General features: G+C 69.0%; 3 protein-coding genes (1 of these 3 cut by a window edge). All 3 read left to right on the top strand.

Translation table 11 applies throughout. The features are described from left to right. Tightly spaced (each overlapping or abutting the next), the 3 genes in view from CKW18_RS20240 to CKW18_RS20230 form a layout consistent with a single transcriptional unit that may run on beyond the window. Window positions 1-3,750, top strand: the 3' end of a protein-coding gene (locus CKW18_RS20240; RefSeq protein WP_095190425.1) for an SDR family NAD(P)-dependent oxidoreductase. The gene continues 14,376 nt to the left of window position 1, outside the view; the window shows 3,750 of its 18,126 coding nt (coding positions 14,377-18,126); its start codon lies off the left edge, out of view; it ends in the stop codon at window positions 3,748-3,750. Next, a complete protein-coding gene (locus CKW18_RS20235) occupies window positions 3,734-10,777 on the top strand; it encodes a beta-ketoacyl synthase N-terminal-like domain-containing protein (protein WP_095190424.1) in 7,044 nt (2,347 codons plus the stop codon). Before CKW18_RS20240 ends, CKW18_RS20235 begins: the two co-directional genes overlap by 17 nt. Continuing rightward, window positions 10,777-22,218, top strand: coding sequence for a beta-ketoacyl synthase N-terminal-like domain-containing protein (locus tag CKW18_RS20230; RefSeq protein ID WP_095190423.1), 11,442 nt, complete (start codon window positions 10,777-10,779; stop codon window positions 22,216-22,218). The genes CKW18_RS20235 and CKW18_RS20230 overlap by 1 nt, the downstream gene beginning before the upstream one ends.

Below are 22,218 nucleotides of genomic sequence, written 5' to 3'. Positions count from 1 at the left end.
ACCGCGGGGCAACTGCGGGACAAGCTGGAACAACTGCGCCTGGCCCTGGCCGATGGCAGTCCGCGGACCCTGGCCGACATTGCCCACACCTTGCAGGAGGGGCGCGAAGCCATGCGCGAGCGGCTGGTGTTCATGGCCGACTCGCTGGAGACCCTGGCCACGCGCCTGCAGACCCTGAGCCTGAACTGGGCGCAGGTCGAGGCAGCGAGCGCCGAGGGCCTGTGGCGTGATCCGGCCGGGGCAGGGGTGTTCTTCCGCGCCCGGGCCGGCGCCGCGCCCGCCGAAGTTGCGGCCGGGGCTGACCTGGAGGCGCGTCTGCGGGCCTGGGTCGAGGGGGCCGCGCTGGACTGGGCCGAACTGCGCCCGGACCGCCTGGGCCGGCGCATCGGCCTGCCGCTGTACCCCTTTGCCAAGGAACGCTACTGGGCGCCCCTGGGACGGGATGCGCTTGCGCCGGCGTTGCCAGCAGTGGCGGACCAGCCGATCCTGGCCCGCACCTGGCACGCCGCACCTCTGCAACAGCCGGATGCTCCCGTCGCCCAAGGCGGGCTGCTGATCCTGTGCACCGAGCGCACCCACGCGCTGGCCCAGGGCCTGTTCGCCTCCGGCGGCCAGGGCCTGGATACGCATTACCTGGTGCACCAGGGCCAGGGCGCGCTCGACTTCCATGACCCGGACACTACCCTGGCCGCCTATCGTCGCTGCCCGGGACCGTTGACGGGGCTGATCGACCTGACGGCCCTGGACGCCGGTTATGAGGCCGGCACCGCCCTCGAACGCGGCAAGCTGGCGCTGCTCCAGGCCTTTGTCGCCGAGCAGCGGCAACACGCGCCACGGTTGTTGCTGGTGAGCCATGGCCTGCATCCGTGGCAGATCCAGCCGACGTTGCAAGGCGCGCGCACCGCGGGCCTGTACCGGATGTTGAATGCCGAGTACCGCGGCGTGCGGGCCGGTGTGCTGGATACTGACCTAAACGCGGCGCAACAGAGCGCGCTGATCGCCCAGATCGAAGCCGAGTTCAACGCCGGGGCCCAGGCGGACTGCTGCTACCGCCAGGGCCAGCGGTTTGTCCCGGCCTTCGAGCCGATCGCCACGACCGAAACGACAGCGCCGGCCTACTGCGCGGACGATGTGCTGCTGGTGACCGGTGGCACCGGCGGGATCGGCGCGGCACTGGTGGACCACCTGGTCCAGGGCGGCGTGCGCGCCATTGCGATCATCGGCCGCGAGCCGTTGCCCGATGCCGGGCAGTGGCCACGGCTGCTGGCCGATAAAGCCGCCGTCGACGACCGGGTAGTGGCCAGGGTGCGCCGCCTGCAAGCCTGGGTGGAGCAGGGCGTGCGGCTGGCCTATCAGGCGTGCAGCCTGGAATCGCAAGAAGCCGTCGAGCAGGCCGTCGATCTTATCGAGGAGCGCCTGGGGCCGGTCACCGGGGTCTTCCACTGCGCAGGTTCCGTGAGTGCCTCGCCGGCCTTTATCAAGAAATCGCTGGCCGAGATGGCGGCGGTGTGCGCGCCGAAAATCACTGGCCTGGCGGCCCTGTATCAGCGCCTGGACAGTCAGCGGCTGCGCTTTTTCCTGATGTTTTCCTCGGTCTCGGCCAGCGTGCCGACCCTGGCGGCAGGGCAGAGCGACTACGCCATGGCCAATGCCTATATGGATCAGTTCGCCCTGGCCCACCGGCGCGCGGGGCTGTGCTCTGTGCAATGGCCGGCCTGGGCCGAGGTCGGCATGGCGGTGGGCAACGGCGGGCCGCTGGCGGTGCAGCTGGGGCTCAAGCCGCTGGACACGGCCGTCGGCCTGGGCTTGCTCGATCGGGTGCTGGCCCTGGCCCTGTCGCCGGCCAACCCGGGTGTGTGCCTGCCGTGCCATGTCGAGGTCGAGCGTTTCAGCCCGGCGCGGTTGAGCGAACGACCCGCCGTCACCCCGGCGGCGAAAACCCCGGCCGCGCCGGCACCGGTGGCCGCGGCATCCTTGCTGGCGGCGGTGGAAGCGACCATGCGCCAACTGCTGATGGAGGAGTTGAAATTCTCCGCCGAACAACTGACGGACCGCGACATGGCGTTCGCCGACTACGGCATCGAGTCGATCATGGTCCTGCAACTGATGGAGAGCCTCAGCGCCTGGGTGGGCAACCGCCTGGACCCGTCGCTGATGTTCGAGTTCACCACCCTGGGCAGCCTGTGCGAGCACCTGGCAAGCACCTATTCTGAAGCCCTGGCGCAACACCTGGGGCTCCAGGATCAGGGCGCCGAACCGGCCCCGCTGGAGCAATCGGCTCCGGCAACGCTAGAACCGGTAGCCGCGGCCGAGCCCGCGCGGCCCGCGGAGATCGCCATCATCGGCCTGGCGGTACGCCTGCCCGGCGCCGCCGATACCCAGGCGTTCTGGGCCCTGCAAAGCAGCGGCGAATCGGCCATCGGGCCGATGCGCGAGCACCGCTGGCCGGGCGGCCATGGCCAGGCCCAGGGCGGCTGGCTGGACGGTATCGACCGGTTCGACCCGGCGTTCTTCGGCCTCAACCCCAAGGACGCGGCGGTGATGGATCCTCAGGCGCGGCTGATGCTGGAACAGGGCGTCACGGCGCTGTTCGATGCCGGCTATTCGCTGCGGGAGCTGTCGGCGCGGCCGGTGGGGGTGTACATCGGCGGCCGTCTGCGGGTCACCGCCGATGCCCGCTCGCTGGCCGAGGCCAGCAACCCGATCCTGGGCGTGGGGCAGAACTACCTGGCGAGCAACCTGTCGCGTTTCTGCAACCTGACAGGTCCGAGCATGGTGGTGGACACTGCCTGTTCCTCGGGCCTGACCGCCATGTCCCTGGCCTTCGATGCCCTGCGCAGCGGCAGCATCGACATGGCCCTGGTGGGCGCCACCAGCCTGTTGACCTCGTCCGACGCCCATGACCTGTTCTCGGCGCGCAATATCCTTAGCCCCGACGGCGCCTTCAATATCTTCGACGACCGTGCCGCGGGGGATGTGCTGGGCGAAGGCGTGGTGGCCCTGGTGTGCAAGAACCTGGCCGCGGCGCAGGCCGACGGCGACCGGATCTACTGCGTGGTTAAGGGCCTGGCGGTGAACAACGACGGGCGCACCCTGGGGCCGGGCTCGCCCAGCCTCAAGGCGCAGCAGGAGGTGATGCGCCAGGCCCTGGCCCAGGCCGGGAAGACCCCGCGGGACGTGGGCTATATCGAGGTCAATGGCGGCGGTTCGGTGGTGGTCGACGCGGTGGAGATCAAGGCGCTGGCCCAGGTCTACCAGCTCAACGACAGCGCCCTGGACGCCTGCTGCCTGGGCTCGGTCAAGCCCAGCGTCGGCCATCTGCTGCTGAGCTCGGGGCTGGCCGGCTTCGCGCGCTGCGCCCTGAGCCTGCAGCAGCGGCAGATCGTGCCCAGTGCCTGTGGCCTGGCGCCTTTCGAACACTTCGATTTCGCCGCCTCGCGGGTGCACTTCAACCGGCGCACGCTGGATTGGAAAACCCCCGACGGCCGGCCCCGGGTCGCCGCCCAGAGTTGCTTCCCGGACGGCGGCACCAACTGCCATGTGATCCTCGAAGAGTTCATCGCCGACGCTGGCTATGTGCAGGTGCGCCAGCCCCTGCCGGCCCCGCTGTTCGACCGCCGTTCCTTTGCCCGCCATGGCGACCACGCGCCGGCCCCCGTTGCCCAGGTCGAACCTGCGGCCATGGCAGCGGCCGTTGCGCCTTCTTCTATCCCGTCAAGCTGGGGTGTGATTCATGAACAAGTACTTTGATCTGACGATCGGCGCCGACCATCCGTTGGTCGCCCATCATCGCGTCCAGGGCCAGGCCGTGCTGCCGGGCCTGGCCTATATCGACCTGCTGCTGCGGGTGGCCCGCGACGGCCTGGGGCTGGACTGCCTGCACACCCAACTGCGCGACCTGGTGATTTACCAGCCGTTGTTGGTCCCGGCCGGCTCGGCGCTGCGCCTGACCCTGACGCTGCAAGCGCAGGACGGCGCCTGGGCGGTGGATGTCGACGGCGTGCCGCTGCGGGACAACGCCGTGGCCGGGGAACGGGTGAAATACTGCACCGCGCAACTGCACCCGGCATCCCCGGAGGCGGGAGCCAAGCCGGATCTGGATCTGGCCGCGCTTAAGGCCCAAGCCGATGGCCGGGTGCCGCTTGCGCAGCTCTATGCCCAGGCACGGCAGCGCGAGCTGGTGCATGACGGCTTGCTGCTGGCCGAAGGCAGCGTCCAGCGGTTTGCCTGGGGCTGCCTGATCGAGCTGGGCGTCGCGCCGCAGTGGCGGCAGTCGATGCCCGATGCGCTGTTTCATCCGACCCTGATCGATGGCGCGGCGGTGGCCTCGGCGGTGCTCGAAGACCAGTTGCCCGCCGACGACGGACTGTACCTGCCGTTGCATTACGGCAGCTTCCAGGCCCGGGCGTTGTTGCAGGAGGCCTGCGTGGCCCGGGTCGAGCTGGGGCGGATCGCCACGGCCAACGATATCCGCAAGCTGGACATCGATTTCTACGACCTGGCGGGCCGCTGGGTGGCCAGCCTCGGCGAGCTGACCGGCAAGCGGGTCAGGGCGACGCTGGGGGCCGTCGCGTCCCCGGCGCCAAACAGCCCGCAGCCGGCCAAGGCGCAGTCCGACGATGTGGCGCCCGAGATCCTCGCGGTATTCGCCCGGCATCTGCAGACCCGTCCCGATCAGGTGGACCCACGGCGCGGTTTCTTCGACATGGGGCTCAGTTCGGCGCAGATGCTGACCATCCTCAAGGAAATCGAAGGCCTGCTGGCCCGGCGCCTGAACCCGACCCTGCTGTTCGAACACAACACGCTGGAGGAACTGCTCACGCATATCCGCGAGCTGGCGCCCCAGCTCGCGACTAGGCCGGCGGCACCGGTGCCCACCCGGCAACCGCAAGCGGCGGCGTACCGCTTCGCCGCCGACGAGGCCTACCTGCAGGATCATCGGGTGAACGGCCAGCCGGCCCTGATGGGCATCACCTACCCGAGCCTGGTGCTGCAGACCGCGCTGGCCGGCGCGGCGCAGCTGCCGCTGAGCCTGCAGGACATCCGCTTCCAGGGCGGCCCGCTGAAGTTGCGGGCGGGGCAGATCGCCGAGGTCGAGGTCCGCCTGCCAGCCGATGGCGGCGGACGCTTCAGCGTGCATCAACAACTGGCCGGGGAGGGCGCCGGCCTGTGTTGCGAAGGCCTGGTGCACGCGCCGGACACTCCCGAGCCGGCCGCCCTCGACCTCAAGGCGCTGATCGCCGCGGCGCGGCCGTATAGCGCGCAGCAGATCGACAGTTGGTACCGCACGGTGCCGGCCTTTGCCCTGGGGCCGATGCTCAAGACCCTGGTCGCCGCCTATGAAGGCGCCGACGGCAGCCTGATCTGCGAGGTCGAGCTGCCCGCCACCGGGCGGCGCTTTGTCGATGGCCTGGCCCTGGACCCGCTGCTGCTCAACAGCTGCTACCTGTTTCCGGTCCCGGGGCCGTCGTCCGAGGGCTCGGCCGCCACCTTCGTGCCGCTGCTGATCGAGCGCCTGACCCTGTGGCGCGACGCTGGCCGCAAGGCCTTCGTGGTGACCGGGCCGAAGCGGGTCAAGGACGGTTTCATCGCCTTCGACTCGCTGATCGTCGATGCCCAGGGGCGGGCGCTGGCATCGCTGGACAATGCCTCGTTGCGCCGCCTGGAACCGGCCGTCGCGGCTCGGGCGGATGCGCCTTCGAGCCCGGCTCCAGGCCCGGCCGCGGGCGGCCAGCGGATCGCGGTGATCGGCATGGCCGGGCGCTTTCCCCAGGCCTACGACCTCGATGGCTTCTGGCAGAACCTGCAGGCGGGCCAGGATTGCATCGGCGAAATCCCCGCCAGCCGCTGGGACTGGCGCGACTACTACAGCGACAGTGGTGAGCCGGGAACCATTTCCAGCAAATGGGGCGGCTTTATCGAGGATGCCACCAGCTTCGATCCGCTGTTCTTCCAGATTTCGCCCCGGGAAGCCGAAGTGATGGACCCCCTGGAGCGGCTGTTCCTGCAGCATGCCTGGATGGCCATGGAAGACGCCGGCTACACCCGCGAAGCCTTGCAGCGCAATACCGCAAGGGACGGCGCGGCCAACGTCGGGATCTACGCCGGCGTGATGGGCCAGGAGTACCCGTTGTTCGCTGCGCAATCGGCGGCCGCCGTGGGCCTGGGCGGCGGCACCTCTTCGGTGGCCACGCGCATGGCTTATGTCGGCAACTTCAACGGCCCGGCCATGGCCATCGACACCATGTGCTCCAGCTCCCTGGTGGCCCTCGACATGGCCTGCCAGGCCCTGCGCTCGGGGGCGGTCAACGCGGCCTTCGCCGGGGGCGTGAACCTGAGCCTGCACCCCGGCAAGTACCTGATGCTGTCCCAGGGCCGGTTCATTTCCGCCAAGGGCCATTGCGAGAGCTTCGGCGAGGGCGGTGACGGCTACATTCCCGGCGAAGGCGTCGGCGTGCTGCTGCTCAAGCGCCTGGAGGACGCCGAGCGTGATGGCGATTTCATCCATGGGGTGATCCGTGGTACCGCGGTCAATCACGGTGGCCGGGCCAGCGGCTACACCGTGCCCAACCCCTCGGCGCAGACCCAGGTGATTCGCCAGGCCCTGCTCCGGGCGGCAGTTAGCGCGGATGAGATCAGCTATATCGAGGCCCACGGCACCGGCACCAAGCTGGGCGACCCCATTGAAATCAGCGGCCTGACCAAGGCCTTCGAGCATGATCCGGCGCAGCCCCGGGAGACGCCTTGCCTGATCGGTTCGGTCAAATCCAATATCGGCCATTGCGAAGGCGCGGCCGGGGTCGCCGGGGTGATCAAGGTGCTGCTGCAGATGCGCCACCAGCTCATCGTGCCGTCGCTGCATTCCCGGACGCTGAACCCCAATATCGATTTTTCCCTGACGCCGTTCCAGGTCAACCAGCAGCTGCAGCCCTGGCCAGCCAAGGGCGGGCAGGGGCGGCGCATCGCCGGGATCAGCAGCTTCGGCGCCGGCGGCGTCAATGCCCATGCCGTGGTCGAGGATTATCCGCTGGCTGTGACCCAGGCTCGCCCCGCGGCCGCCTGCCTGATTCTGCTGTCGGCCCGCGACGCGTCCCGGCTGCCGTTGATGGCCGGCAACCTGCTGGCGGCCATCGAGCGCCTGCAACTGAGCGACGACGCACTGCCCAGCCTGGCCTACACCCTGCAAGTGGGCCGCGAAGCCATGGAGCATCGCGCCGCCACTGTGGTCGGCGACCTCGAGCAACTCAAAGAGCGCCTGCACAGCCTGGCCGCCTCCGCCGTCGACCCGCACTGGCAGCGTGGCGTCGCCAGCCAGGGCAAGGACACCCAGGACCTGTACCGGGACGAAGACGCCCGGCAATTGCTGCAGACCTGGCTGGACAAAGCCAACCTGGCGGTGCTGGCCCGGGTCTGGGTGCTCGGCGTGGCGGCACCCTGGGCGCAGCTGTACGGACCCGGCCAGGGCTTCGAGCGGCCGCCCCGGCGCCTGCCGCTGCCGACCTATCCGTTTAAGACCGAGCGCTACTGGCTGGCCGAACTCGCGGCGGGCGGCGCTCGCCCGGCAGCCCTGGAACCGGCCTTGCCAACCGTCCACAGCGGGCTGTTCGAACAACACTGGTTGCCCCGCGCGGCAACGGCGAGCGCTGCCGCCCACAGCCATGAACAGGGGTTTGTGCTGATTATCTGCACGGCCGCCACCCAGGCCCTGGCCGAGCGCCTAGCGGCGGGGCTGGACGCCGCGCGGATCGTGCCGATCGACGAGCTGGCCGAGCACGCGCAAGCGCTGTGCCAACCCAATGGCCACGGGTTGTTCGGGGTGCTGGATATCACCGGCTGCGACCCGGCCTTCGTCGAGCGTTGCACCACCGATCTGGAGGGCTGGTTCGAGGGCGTGCAACGGCTGGTGGAGCAGACGCGCCTGCGGGATATCCGCCTGCTGTACGTCTCCCGCTACCTGGAAGCCTTCCAGCGTCCGCCGTCCCTGGCCCCCGCGGCCCAGGCAGCGCTCCCGGCCTGCCTGTACCGCTGCCTGGGCGCCGAGTATCAGCGCTTGCGCAGCAGCCATATGGACACCGACCTGGCGGCCGACGACCCGCTGCTGGTGGCGCAGATTATCGAGCAGATGTATCGCGAGCCCCACGAACGGCATGCCTGCTATCGCGCCGGGCAGGCCTATGTGCCTGCGCTCCAGGCGCTGGCCCCGGTGAACGGCGCGCAATCCTTCAGCCTGCCCGGCGACCGGGTGCTCTGGGTCACTGGTGGTACCCGCGGCCTGGGGCTGCTGTGCGCTCGCCACTTCGTCAACCGTCATGGGGTGCGCAAGCTGGTGCTCAGCGGTCGCGAGGCCTTGCCGCCAGCGGAGCAATGGCCGGCGCTGCTGTCGGGCCCGGCCAGCCCTCTGCGGGACAAGCTGAGCGCGCTGCACGCCTTGCAGCAGCAGGGGGTCGAGTTGCTGACCCTGGCGGTGGACATGAACGATGCCCAGGCGATGCAGCAGGCGGTGGCGCGGATCGGCCGCGAGCTGGGCCCCGTGGCGGGGGTGATCCACTGCGCGGGCCTGGGGGACTACGACCACCCGGCGCTGATCCGCAAGCCGCTGGCCGCGGTGCGCAAGGTCCTGGCGCCCAAGACCCATGGCCTGGACAACCTTTACCAGGCGCTGCGGGGCTCGCCGCTGGCGCTGTTCGTCCTCTACTCCTCGGTCAGCGCGCAGTTGCCCGAGCTGGCGGCGGGGCAGATCGACTACGCCATGGCCAACGCCTACATGGATGCCTTTGCCGCGCAGCATCAGGCCGATCGGGTGCTGAGCCTGCAATGGCCGAGCTGGAGCGACACCGGCATGGGCGCCATGGACAGCGAGCTGTATCGCGGCAGCGGCCTGCTGGGGTTGAGCGACCAGGACGGCCTGGCGCTGCTGGACCTTGCCCTGGCAAGCGGGCGTTCGGGGGTGCTGTTGCCGGCTTGCTTCGACCCGGAGCTGTGGTTGCAGGCGCCCATAGCCGAGACGCTCATCCCGGGCGCGGCCCTGGAGGCGGAGGTGCAACACTGGCTGGGCGGCTTGTTCTGCGCCGAACTGCGCATCGCCGCGGCGGACTTCGATCCGAGCCTGGATTTTGCCAACTACGGCCTGGACTCGATCCTGATGGCGCAGATCCTGCGCAACATCAATCGGCGGCTGAAGGTCGAGCTGGCGCCGTCGTTGATTCTCGAACAGCCGAATCTCGCCGATCTGAGCCAGTGGCTGCTGACCCATCAGCGGCCGGCGCTGGAACAGGCCTTTGCCGCCGCCCCCGCGCCGCAGATGCCGCCGCTAGCCGTGGCCGCGCCCGCGCCGCAGCCCCAAGTGCAGTCAGCCCAGGCAGCGCCCGTCGCGCGCGCCGCCGAGGCGGATGAAATCGTCGTGGTCGGCATGTCGGCGCGCTTTCCCGGGGCGTCCAGCCTCGACGACTATTGGCGCCTGCTCAAGGAAGGGCGCAGCGCCCTGGCGCCCGTGCCTTCCCGGCGCTGGCCGCACGGCGGGCACTACCTGGCCGGCACGCTGGAGCACCACGATCTTTTCGATCGCCAGACCTTCCACATTCCCGAGGAAGATTTCCACGCCATGGACCCCCAGGCCCTGCTGGTGCTGGAGGAGTGCCTGAACCTGTGGGCCCATGCCGGCTACCGGGTCGAGGAAACCCGCGGCAGCGCCATCGGCGTCTACCTGGGCGGCCGCGCCCGCAGCAGCCTGGACCCCGAGGCCCTGGGCAAGGCGCGCAACCCCATAGTGGTGGCCGGGCAGAATTACCTGGCGGCCAACCTCTCGCACTTTTTCGACTTCAGCGGCCCGAGCATGGTGATCGATACCGCCTGTTCCTCGGCACTGGTGGGCATGGGCATGGCCGTCCAGGCCCTGCGCAGCGGCGAGATCGACGCGGCGGTGGTCGGCGGGGTCAGCCTGCTGGACGGCGAGCGCACCCACGGGCTGTTCCAGCAGCGCGGTCTGCTCAGCGGCGGGGCGCAGTTCCACCTGTTCGACGAGCGGGCCGACGGCATCGTGCTGGCCGAAGGCGTCGGCCTGGTGCTGCTCAAGACCGCGGCCCGGGCCCGCCAGGATGGCGACACCGTGTATGCCCGGCTCAGCGCCCTGGCCAGCAACAACGACGGGCGCACCGCCGGCCCGGCCACGCCCAATGTGCAGCGCCAGAAGGCAGTGATGGGCAAGGCCCTGGGCCAGTCGGGGCTGACGCCCGGGCAGATCGACTACATCGAGGTCAACGGTTCCGGTTCCCAGGTCACCGACCTGCTGGAGCTCAAGGCCATCGATGCGGTGTACGGCCTTGGCGCCGGAGCCGGACACAGCCCCGAAAGCCCCTGCGGGCTGGGCTCGATCAAGCCCAATATCGGTCATCCGCTGTGCGCCGAAGGCATCGCCAGTTTCATCAAGGCGGTGCTGATGATCCAGCACCGCAGCCTGGTGCCGTTCCTCTCGGGGCAACAGCCATTGCGCCATTTCGACCTCGAACGCTCGGCCTTTTACTTTCCGCGCAACGCGGTGGCATTGCCCGCGGGGCAACCATTGCGGATCGCCCTGAACTGCTTCGCCGATGGCGGCAACAACGTGCATGCCATCTTGCAGAGCCCCGAAACCCCCGCCACACCCGCAAGGCGCCAGCCCCTGGCGGCGCCGATCCTGCACCGTCAGTGCCAGGGCCAGGCCCCGGCGGCGACGCTGAAACCGATACCGCTGGCCCGCGACCGCGCGAACGCCACCTCCATGATCTGGGAGCAACTCTGATGCGCACTCTATTGGCCGAGAGCAAGATTTCGCTGTCTTGCGCCAACCCCGTCATCGGCGCCCACTGGGTGCACGGGCGCCCGGTGTTTCCGGGACTGGCCTATATCGATCTGATTTATCAGCTGTGCCGCCAGCATGACCTGGCGTTCGCCGAGCACCGCTTGCAGACCTTGCGCATCCACCGCCCGCTGGCCCTCGAAGAGACGGGCAGCACACGGGTGGTGCGGGTCGCGCTGTTTCGCGATGGCCCAGGGCATTACAGCCTGGTGGTCGAAGACCCGGGCGCCGACGGCCAGGCCCGGCCCTATGCCACGGCGCAACTCGAATACACCGGCGCCGCGGCTTTCGCCCCGGGCGAACGGCTCGCGCCCCAGGCCGCCGGCGCTACCCGGGAGCTGTCCATGGAGACCCTCTATGGGCAGTGCCGAGACCAGCAACTGGTGCATGAGGACTACATGCAGGTGCGCGGGCAGATCAACATCGGCGCCGAAGGCCTGCTGGCCGACCTGGGCCTGGGGCCGCTGGCGCTGCCCGATGCCGCGCGGTTCCTGTTCCACCCGGCGCTGCTCGACGGCGCCGCCATCAGTTCCCAGGCCCTGGAACTGCGGGACGGCGAGCACTCGCTACCTCCGGACCACCTGTACCTGCCGCTGCTGTTCCAGGGCTTCAGCGCGGTGGCGCCGATCACCGCGCAATGCCGGGTACGGATCAAGGCCGATTCGGTCAACGTGCAAGGGGAGCTGGTGGTCTTCACCCTGGAGTTTTTCGCCGCCAGCGGCGAGAAAATCGCCCAGATAGAGCGCTTCACCGCCAAGCGGGTGCGCGCCGGGCAGGACCTTCATCAACCGTCGATAGCGGCGCCGGCGCCCACCCTCGAACCCGGCCCGCGGGCAGCGGCCGATGGCAGCGAACATCCGGTGCTGCTCAGGCTGCTGCGGCTGATCGCCGACAAGCTGGGCACCAGCCTGGCCCAGGTGGCCCTGGACAAAGGCTATTACGAGCTGGGGCTGGACTCGGCGGACTTGCTCGATCTGGTGGCCGATGCCAGCCAGGCCCTGGGGCTGGAACTGTCGCCGACCCTGTTGTTCGAGCACACCACCTTGCAGGAGCTGGGGGCGTTCTTCCAGCAGCACCATGGCGTGGCGCCGGGCCCGGCGACGGAGCCGGAGCCGCCAGTGCAGCAAGGCGCGGCCTGGACCCAGCGCTTCGTCGCCGAGGAAGCCTATCTGCAAGACCACCTGGTACTCGGCACGCCGGCCCTGATGGGGGTGACCCATCCGTGCCTGGCCATCGAGGCCTGTGTGCAGCAGTGGGGCGCCGACAGCTTTCCCCTGAGCCTGGGCAACGTGCGTTTGCTGGGCGGGCCCATCACCTTGCAGGCCGGTGAATCCGTTGAACTGGCGGTGACCCTGGAGCCCCGGCGCGAGGCGTTCAGCGTCGGTTTTCGCCGCGACCCGGGGGCGGCCCTCGAACCCTGCTGTGTCGGGCAGTTGCGCCTCGGGGTGCGCTTCGAGGCCCGCCACCAGGCACCGGACAGCCTGCTGGCGGGGCTGACGCGGCTGCCTGACGCGGCGATCGAGCAGTCCTACCGGCGTATCCCGCAATTCACCGTGGGCCCGCTGGTGCGCACCATCCAGGAGGCCTACACCGACGGCGACGGCCTGCTGGTGAGCAAGGTCGATCTCGGCGCCCCCCGGGTCAAGGGCGGCCGTAGCCACTACGGCTTCGACCCGCTGCTGCTCAACGGCTGCTTCTTCTTTCGCGACCCGGACTTCGGCCAGCCACAGTCGAGCATGTATGTGCCCTTGCTAATCGAAGCCATCGTCCAGGCCAAGCCGCTGCCGTCCACGGTCTACCTGGTCAATCGCCTGCGCACGGCCAAGGCCGGCTATATCGCGTTCGACGTCGATGTGCTGTCGCTCGAAGGCGAACACCTGGCCAGCATCCGCAATGCGTCGGTCAGGCAAGTGAGCGACCCGGCGCGCCTGAGCAACGCCGACTTCTCCCGCCCACGGGCCGAGACCGTGACGCCGCCAGAGCAGGACGACATCGCCATTATCGGCCTGGCCGGACGTTATCCGGGGGCCGCCGACCTGGAGCAGTTCTGGCGCAACCTGAGCCAAGGCGTCGACAGCATCACCCCGATTCCCGCCACGCGCTGGGACCATGAAGCTTTCTTCGACGCGGACAAGGACCAGCCGGGCAAGACCTACGGCCGCTGGGGCGGCTTCCTCGAGGATATCGATCAGTTCGACCCTTTCTACTTCGCCATCACCCCCCGCGAGGCGGCGTTCATGGACCCCCAGGAGCGGCTGTTCCTGCAGTGCGCGGTGCATGCCCTGGAAGATGCCGGCTACACCCGCCAGGGCTTGGCGCGGGATGTCGGGGTCTATGTCGGCGTGATGTACCAGGAGTACCAGTTGTACGGCGCGCAGCAGACGGTGCTTGGCAACCCCATGGCCCTGGGCGGCAGTGCCTCGAGCATTGCCAACCGGGTGTCCTACGTGTGCAACTTCACCGGGCCGAGCATGGCCATCGACACCATGTGCTCGTCGTCACTGACCGCCCTGTACCTGGCGTGCCGCGCGCTGGAGCGGGGCGATTGCGGCAGTGCCCTGGTGGGCGGGGTGAACCTGTCGCTGCACCCCAACAAATACCTGATGCTGGGGCAGGGGCGCTTCATTTCCAGCGAAGGCCGTTGCCAGGCCTTCGGCGAAGGTGGCGACGGCTATGTGCCGGGCGAGGGGGTCGGCGCCATGCTGCTCAAGCCGCGCGCCCGGGCCGAGGCCGATGGCGATCATATCTACGGGCTGATCAAGGCCTGCGAGATCAACCACGGCGGCAAGTCCGCCGGCTATTCGGTACCGGGGGTCAAGCCCCAGGCCGAGGTCATCGCCCGCACCTATGGGCGCGCCGGCATCGACCCACGCCAGATCAGCTACCTGGAAGCCCACGGCACGGGCACCGCCCTGGGCGACCCGATTGAAATCGCCGCCCTGGGCGCGGCCTTCCGGCCCCACACCGAGGATTGCCAGTTCTGCGCCATAGGCTCGGTGAAATCCAATATCGGCCACTGCGAAAGCGCCGCCGGGATCGCCGGGATCACTAAGGTGCTGCTGCAGCTCAAGCACCGCCAGCGGGTGCCTTCGCTGCATAGCGCGACCCTCAACCCACGGATCGACTTCGCCGCCTCGCCCTTCGTGGTGCAGCAGCAACTGGACGACTGGCCGGCGCAGCAGCGGGGGGGCGAGGCCCTGCCACGGCTGGCCGGCCTGTCTTCGTTCGGCGCCGGCGGCGCCAATGCCCATGTGCTGTTGCAGGAATACCTGCAGGCCGAGGACCAGGGCGCGGTCGCGCCACGGCCGTTGCTGATCCCGCTGTCCGCCGCCAGCCAGGCGCAGCTGCAACGCCTGGCCCGGGCGCTGGGCGCGCGGGTCGCCGGCCTGCTGGACGAGGCGCCGGCCGCGGACGCCCGTCAGCGCCGGCTGGCGGACCTGGCGTTCACCCTGCAGACCGGGCGCGAGGCGCATCGGCAGCGCCTCGGGCTGCTGGTGGACTCCCTGGCGCAGCTGGCGGAGAAACTGCAGCTGTTCCTCGCCGTCGAGGTGCTCGACGCTCCGGCATTGGCGCGCCTGCGCGAACAGCAGGTGTTCGTCGGCGAACGCCCGTCAGGCGGCGAAGCCCTGCAAGGGCAGTTGGCCGAGGCGGATATCCAGCTGCTGGTGAAGTCCTGGCTCGAGCGGCAACGCTTCGACCAAGTGCTGCGCTTCTGGTCCCAGGGCGCCGCCGTGGACTGGCGCCTGCTGCAAGCCACGGCCAGCCATGAGTACCGGCCACGGCGCATCAGCCTGCCGGGCTATCCCTTTGCCCGGGAACGCTATTGGTTCGAGCCCCGGGCCAAGGCGAACATTGTCGAGGCCACGCCAACGCTACAGGCAACGGCCGCCACGCCAGAGCCGGCGGTCCGGGCCACAGCCTTCGAGCACCTGGCCCAGGCGCTGTTCGAGATCACCGGCATCAGCCCCGAGCGCCTCGACCCCCATGGGGATTTCGAAAGCCTGGGCCTGGACTCGGTGACGATAATGAAGCTCAACCAGCGGGTCGGCGCCTGGATCGGCGAGACCGACGCCACCCTGTTCTACAAGTACAAGACCCTGAGCGAACTCAGTGGCTACCTGGAGACGCGGCCGGGCCGTGCCGTGCCGGCTGCCGAGGTCAAGGCAGAGATCGAGAGCAGCGCCAGCGCGCCCTCGGCCAAGACCGGCAATGAGCCGCCCCTCGACGACAGCATCGCGATCATCGGCATGAGCGGCCGTTATCCGCAGGCCCAGACCCTGGAAGCCTTCTGGCAGAACCTGCGCGATGGCGTCGATTGTGTGACGGAAATCCCCCTGGAGCGTTTCGACTACCGGCCGATCTTCAACCCGGGGGCCAAAGGCCGCGCCGACGCGATCTACTGCAAGTGGGGCGGTTTCCTGGGGGACGTCAGCCAGTTCGACGCGCCGTTCTTCAATGTCTCGGCCATGGACGCGGCGTTCATGGACCCCCAGGAACGGCTGTTCCTGGAAATGGCCTGGAACTGCCTGGAAAGCGCCGGCTACCTGGGGCCGCGCTGGCAGGCCAAGCCCCGGGATTTCGGGGTGTTCGCCGGGGTCAGCGTGAACAACTACCAACTGGTGGGGGCCGATGCGCTCAAGGGCTGGGCTCCATTCTATCCGGCGGGGTCGCAGACCTTCTCCGTGGCCAACCGGGTGTCGTTCTTCTTCAACCTCACCGGCCCCAGCCTGACGGTGGACACCGCCTGTTCCTCATCGCTGTACGCCCTGCACCTGGCCTGCGAAAGCCTGCGCAACGGCGAAACCCGCGCGGCCCTGGCCGGCGGGGTGAACCTGACCCTGCACCCGAGCAAATACCTGACCCTGTGCGCCGCGGGCTTCGCGGCCAGCGACGGGCGCTGCCGGGCGTTCGCCGCCGGTGGCGACGGTTATGTACCGAGCGAAGGGGTCGGCGTGGTGCTGCTCAAGCGCTACGCCGATGCCGTGCGGGACGGCGACCGGGTCCTGGCGCTGATCAGGGGCAGCGGGGTCAGCCACGACGGCAAGACCCAGGGCTTTACCGTGCCCAACCCGGTCAGCCAGACCCAGGCGATCAATGCGGCGCTGGCGCGGTCCGGCGTGCCGCGGGACACCATCAACTACATCGAGGCCCACGGCACCGGCACGGCCCTGGGCGACCCCATCGAGATCCAGGGCCTGATCGACGCCTATGTGGCCGGCGGCGAGGAACCTGTCCCGCGGGCCCTGGGTTCGGTCAAGGCCTCCATCGGCCATGGCGAGGCCAGCGCCGGGATCGCCCAGTTGACCAAGACCGTGCTGCAATTGCAGCACGCCACCCTGGTGCCGAGCCTGCTGCATGGGCCGCTCAATAGCGATATTCCCTTCGCCAAAGCCGGGTTGCATATCCCCGAGCGGGCGATGCCATGGCCGGTGCTCGAGCGCAAGGGCCGGGCAGTGCCGCGGCGCGCGGCGATCAGCTCGTTCGGCGCGGGCGGGGTGAATGTGCATATGATCCTGGAGCAGGCCCCCGAGACCGTCGCCACGCCAGCGACCCCGGACAGTCCTTGCGTGCTGCTGCTCAGCACCCAGGCGACGGGCGCGCTGAAAGAGCAGGCCCGGGGCCTGCTGGAGTTCCTCGATAACCCGGCCAACGACCGGCATGCCTTGAACGACATCGCCTTGACCCTGGCCCATCACCGGGCGGCCTTGCGTTTTCGCCTGGCCATGGTGGTGGCCGACCGCCAGGAGGCGCGTGCGCGCCTGCGCAGCTGGCTGGAGCAGGGTGCCGGCGCCCCGATCCCCGGCCTGTACCAGGCCGACAGTCTGGACCGTGGCGCCAGTGCCCCGGCCACCGACGACCTGGATGGCCAGGCTCAGGCCTGGGTGGCCGGGCTACCGATGCAATGGCCGGGCAGCCCGGCTCCCGGCCGTTGCGTGCCGCTGCCGGTGTACCCGTTCCAGACCAAGCGCCACTGGATCGCCGACCAACTGGCGGGGCTGGAGCCCAGCCCGCGCCAGAATCCGCTCCAGAGCGCGACGCCAGCGGATAACCTCGACCACTGGCTGATGCAGACGCGCTGGGTCGAAGCCCGGCTCGACCCGGTGCAGGCCGGCCCGCGCCAGGTGCTGGTGTTCGGCGAGGACCAGGCACTGCTGCAACCCTGGGCCTCGCAGCCGGGCGTCAGCCTGTGCACCGAGGCGTGCGACGAGCCGCGTATGGCGCGGCTGATCCAGGACAGCCAGGCCGATACCCTGGTGCTGGTGCAACCGTATACAGCGCTGTCGGGCCTGTCGGGCGCGGGGCTGGAGCGGTGCTTCGCCCGGCAGGCCGCGGCCCTGACCCAACGGGTGCAGGCGCTGGCCAGCCTGGCCACGACCCGCAAGGGCCTGAAGCTGGTGCTGCTGAACATCACCCGGGACGGCCGGACCGACGCGGTCCAGGAAAGCCTAGCGAAGTACTTCAGCTTCCTGCGCTACGAAGTCCCGGAACTCGGCAGCCTGGTACTGGACACCGACAGCCTGGAAAGCCCGCGCCTGGAGCAGATCCGCCAGCAACTGCATTGCCGGCAGGCGCACCTGCGCCTGCGCTGGCAAGGCGGCCAATGGCTGACCCAGGCCCTGCAACCGCTGGACATCGCCCGCGACCCCGCGGCGGACCCGGCGCTGGACCTGTCGGGCAGCATGATCGTCACCGGCGGTTTTGGCGGCATCGGCTTGACGCTGCTGCGCTGGCTGGTGGGCAAAGGCCTGAAATCGTTGATCGTCATCGGTCGCAAACCGCTGTCGGCACAGCTGCGGCACCCCAGCCTGAGCGCCGGCACCACGGTGCAGGGGCTGATCGACAGCTGGGCGCGGGAGCAGGGCGTCCGGCTGCACTATGTGCAATCGGATCTGACCGACGAAGCCGCCCTGGCCCGGCAACTGGACGAGCTGCGTCCGCTGCTCGGCGGACCGATCACCGGGGTGTTCCACCTGGCCGGCGTGACCACCGAGGCCATTGCCATCCAGGCCACCTCGGCGACGCTGCTGGCGGACGTGGTGCGGCCGAAACTGCTGGGGGCGCAACTGCTGGAGCGCCTCACCCTGGGCGATCCGCTGCGTTACTTCTGCCTGTTCTCGTCGATCTCGGCGGTGGAGGGCATGCAGGGCAACGGCCTGAGTGCCTACAGCGCCGCCAACGCCGGCCTGGTGGCTTTCGCCGCCGAGCGCCGGCAACGGCGCTTGCCGGCGCAGCTGATCCAGTGGACCGACTGGGACGGCGCCGGGATGGCGGTGGCGCACAATCACCGGGCGTTCTTCGATGCCCTGGGCATGCGCATGCTGACGCCCGAACAAGGGGTGACGCTGCTCGAGCGGATCCTGGCCAATGCCATCGACGAGTGCATTGTGTTCGATGCCGACTGGGAGCGCTTCGCCGCCATCAACCCGGCGATCCAAGGCCTGCCGGTGTTCGCCCACTATCGTCAGCGCCTGCGCGCGCCGGCGGCGACCCAGGCCACGACGCCCGCCCGCACGGCAGCGGGCGAGCCCTTCGATATCGGCGCGCTGCTGCGCGACGAACTGCAACGGCTGCTGGGGCTGGAGGATATCCACCCGGACCAGACGTTCGCCGAGATCGGCCTGGATTCGGTCAACTCCCTGGCGTTCTTCGCCAGCCTGTCCCAGCGCCTGGCCTATCAGGTGCTGCCATCGGCGATCTTCCGCTACCCGACGATCCGCGCCCTGGCGGACTACATCGCCGCCAACCGCGAGCCGGGGCCGCTGGACGAGCGCCACGCAGCGGCTCCGGCAGCCAGCGGCCAGACACCTGTGGCCCAGGCCGAGGACAATGCCGCGATCGTCATCGTCGGCATGTCCGGGCAGTTCCCCAAGGCACCCGACCTGCCAAGGTTCTGGGAGCAACTGTGCGCCGGTTTCGACGGCGTCGGCCACTACCCCCGGGCCCGGCGCGACCTGCTGGGCCTGGGCGACAGCTTCAGCGACCAGGACCTGCAGGGCATCCATGGCGGCTACCTGGACGACATCGAGCTGTTCGACCCGGGCCTGTTCAATATCTCGCCGCGCGAAGCGCGTTTCATGGACCCCCAGCAGCGCCTGCTGCTGCTCAATGCCCACCGGGCCATCGAGGATGCGCAGATCAAGGACCATCCGTGCTTTGCGCGCACCGGGGTGTTCATCGCGCAATACGCCAGCGAGTACATGCAGTTCGCCAATGACTACGACAAGGACAACGCGCTGTTCATCGCCACCGGCAACGCCGGCTCCATCGCCGCCAACCGGCTGTCCTACCACTACGGTTTCCGTGGCCCCAGCCTGGTGCTGGACACCGCGTGTTCCTCGACCCTGGTGGCCATCGATATCGCCTGCCAGTACCTGCGCGGCGGGCAGATCGACTTCGCCCTGGTGGGCGGTGTCAGCCTCAACCTGAGCCCGGCCCTGACCCGGCTGCTGCAGGACTCGGGCATGCTGTCGCCGTCGGGGCGCTGCCAGACCTTCGATGCCAAGGCCGACGGCTACGTGCCGGGAGAGGGCGTGGGCATGATCGTCCTGCAACGCCAGGCCGACGCCCGCCAGCACCTGGCGCAACACCCCGAGGCACGGCTGTACGCGCTGATTGCCGGCTCCGCGGTCAACCAGGACGGCAAGAGCAACGGCATGACCGCGCCCAACGGCCTGGCCCAGGAGGAAGTGATCCGCCAGGCCTTCCAGCGCGCCGGCCTGGCTCCGGCCCGGGTCGGCTACGTCGAGACCCACGGCACCGGCACCTACCTGGGCGATCCGGTGGAAATAGAGGCCCTGGGCAATGTCTTCAACGAAGGCCGCGACAGCGGCGAAGGCTGCATCCTCGGCTGCCTGAAAACCAATATCGGCCACCTGGAACCCGCGGCGGGCATCGCCAGCGTGATCAAGGCCGCCTTGTGCCTGTACCTGGGGAAAATCCCCGGCAACAACCACCTGACGACCCTCAATCCGCTGCTGGCGCCGACCCGGCCGGCGTTCCGCCTGCCGGACCGCCCGCTGGACTGGGACGGGGCGGGGCGGGTGGCCGGGGTCAGCTCCTTCGGCTTTGGCGGGGTCAATGCCCATGTGGTGCTGACGTCGGCGGACATGCCCGGGCACACGCCGGTGCCTGCCGCCGAACGCGAACGGCTGTTCCAGGCCCGGTACCCGCAACCCCGGCTGGCCCTCAAGGCCTATTGGGCGCGGCGCGCGCCGGCTGTTGCCGCCCCCGTCGAGGCCGTTGCCCCCACTGCCTTCCTGAACATTGCCTACACGGGGCAGGGCAGCGCCACCCGCGAAGCGCTGTTGACCCTGGCGCCGACGACCCCGGGCTTGCTGGACACCGGCAACTTCCATGTCGGCTTCTACCTGGAGGCGCTCTACCAGGTGTTCCGCGAGCGCTTCGGACGCAGTAGCCTGCATGTCAGCCGTTTCGACTTCCAGGCGCCGCTGCTGATCGCCCATCACCTCACCACCGACGTGCGGATAAGCATCGAACCCCAGGCAGAGGAGGCCTATCGCCTGCGCTTCGATTATCGGGCCCTGGCCCAACAACCGGGCGCCTGGGTGCAGACGGCCGAAGCCCTGGTGGACTTTGCCACCCAGGCCCAGGCCGACAACCCGGTGCAGGCACGCCTGGCGGCGGTGCTGCAAGCCCCTGGCAAGCCGCTGCGGACCCTGGACCGGACGGCGTTCTACGCCCGCTACGAGCAGATGGGCTTTCCCGCCGACGGCTTCGTGCGGGCCATCGACGAGTGCCAGTTGCACGAACGCTTCAGCCTGTCGAGCCTGACCCCGCGGTTCGAGCCCGGCGCTTATGCCTGCGGCGCCCACCCGGGGCTGATCGACGCGGCCTTGCAGCCGGCGATCCTGCTGGCCGACAGCGAGCACAACGTGCCCTACATGACCACGAGCATGGAGGACATTTATCTCAACGGTCCGTTGCGCCGGGATGAGACCTATCGCCTGGTCAACCTGCTGCACGGGCCGGCGGACGACGCGGCCCCGGCCCGTGGCGTGCGGCGTTTCCAGACCGCCTGGGCGCTGCTGGACAGCCGTGGGGACAGCCCGATCGGTTGCGCCCGCGCCAGCCTGCAGCAACTGGCGACCAGCAATCGTGAACTGTCCGAAGCGGTACAGAGACGGCTGGCCGAGGCGGACGGGCTGTCCGGCGACGGCTTGCTGTCGATCATCGCCGACCTGTTGGAATGCACCCCCGACGAGATCGACCTGGACAAGGCGCTGCTGGAACTGGGTATGGATTCGCTGATGCTGATCAAGCTGCAGAAACGCCTGGACCATCAGCGGATCGCCATCAGCGGCCTGTTCAAGATGACCCTGCGCCAGTTGCTGGCGCAGGTGCGGCCGAGTGAGCCGACGGGCATCGAGAGACCGAATAAAACCCATGCTGTAACGCCGGTGGTCGAGAGCACGTATCCACCCTTTACCGAGCTCAAATCCTGGTCCAGGGACAAGCGTCTCTGGCTGCGAGGGCAGGCGCGACCGGGGAACCGGATTCGTCTGTATTGCTTCCCCTACGCTCACCTGTCCACCACGGTATTCAAGGAGTGGCAGGCGTTGCTGCCCGATTATGTGGAGGTGCGTCCCATCGAACTGCCCAACCGTGGCGACCGCCTGCGTGAACGGCCGCTGCAAGATATGTGGACCTTGGCGGCGACTTTGACCGAAGTCCTGGGCGATGAGCTGGACCAGCCCTTTGCCCTGTATGGCCACAGTGCCGGAGCGTTGATGGCGTATGTGTGGTGCCTGCATCTGCGGGCGGTCGGCAAGCCATTGCCACGGCATCTGTTTGTGGCGGCCTTTTCGGCACCAGGGCGAGCGGTCAACCCGGTGATCCACGACATGCTCACGGTTTATCGCCAGCACGGCCTGGATCGGATGCCTTCGCTGGACGACATTTGCCAACCCGGCGCCGAGCCGATGATCGGCCAGTTGATCGACGCCCTCGAGTCCTCCATGAAGCAGGCCGGGGTGTTCAATTTCAGCCGCGAGCTGATCCATGCGCAGTTGCCCTCGCTGGTGGCTACCTTCGAGATGGTCGACCGGTTCCGGCCGGGCACGCTAGCGCCCCTGGCCTTGCCGATTTCCGGCTTGCATGGCCTGGGGGACATCCAGGTGCCGGAGCGCGATGTGCGCGACTGGCGACAGCTGGGCAACGCGCAATTCACCTTCAAGGCATTCGAAGGCAATCACCTGTTTATCGAGCCGGGGCAGAGCATCAGCCAGGTCACCGCGTATGTCGGCCAGGTGCTGCAAGGCATTGTCGACAACGACCTCGAACCGCAGCCAAGCGCTGCCGAAGCCTATCTCTCGCCTCCGGGCATGGCCGCCGCGCTGCATGACAGCGGGGAGACCGGGGCCTGA

This window comes from Pseudomonas sp. Irchel 3E19 (assembly GCF_900187585.1).
Lineage (GTDB): Bacteria > Pseudomonadota > Gammaproteobacteria > Pseudomonadales > Pseudomonadaceae > Aquipseudomonas > Aquipseudomonas baetica.
The sequence above is the reverse complement of the archived record's forward strand: the minus strand, read 5'-3'. Positions and strand labels throughout refer to the sequence as shown.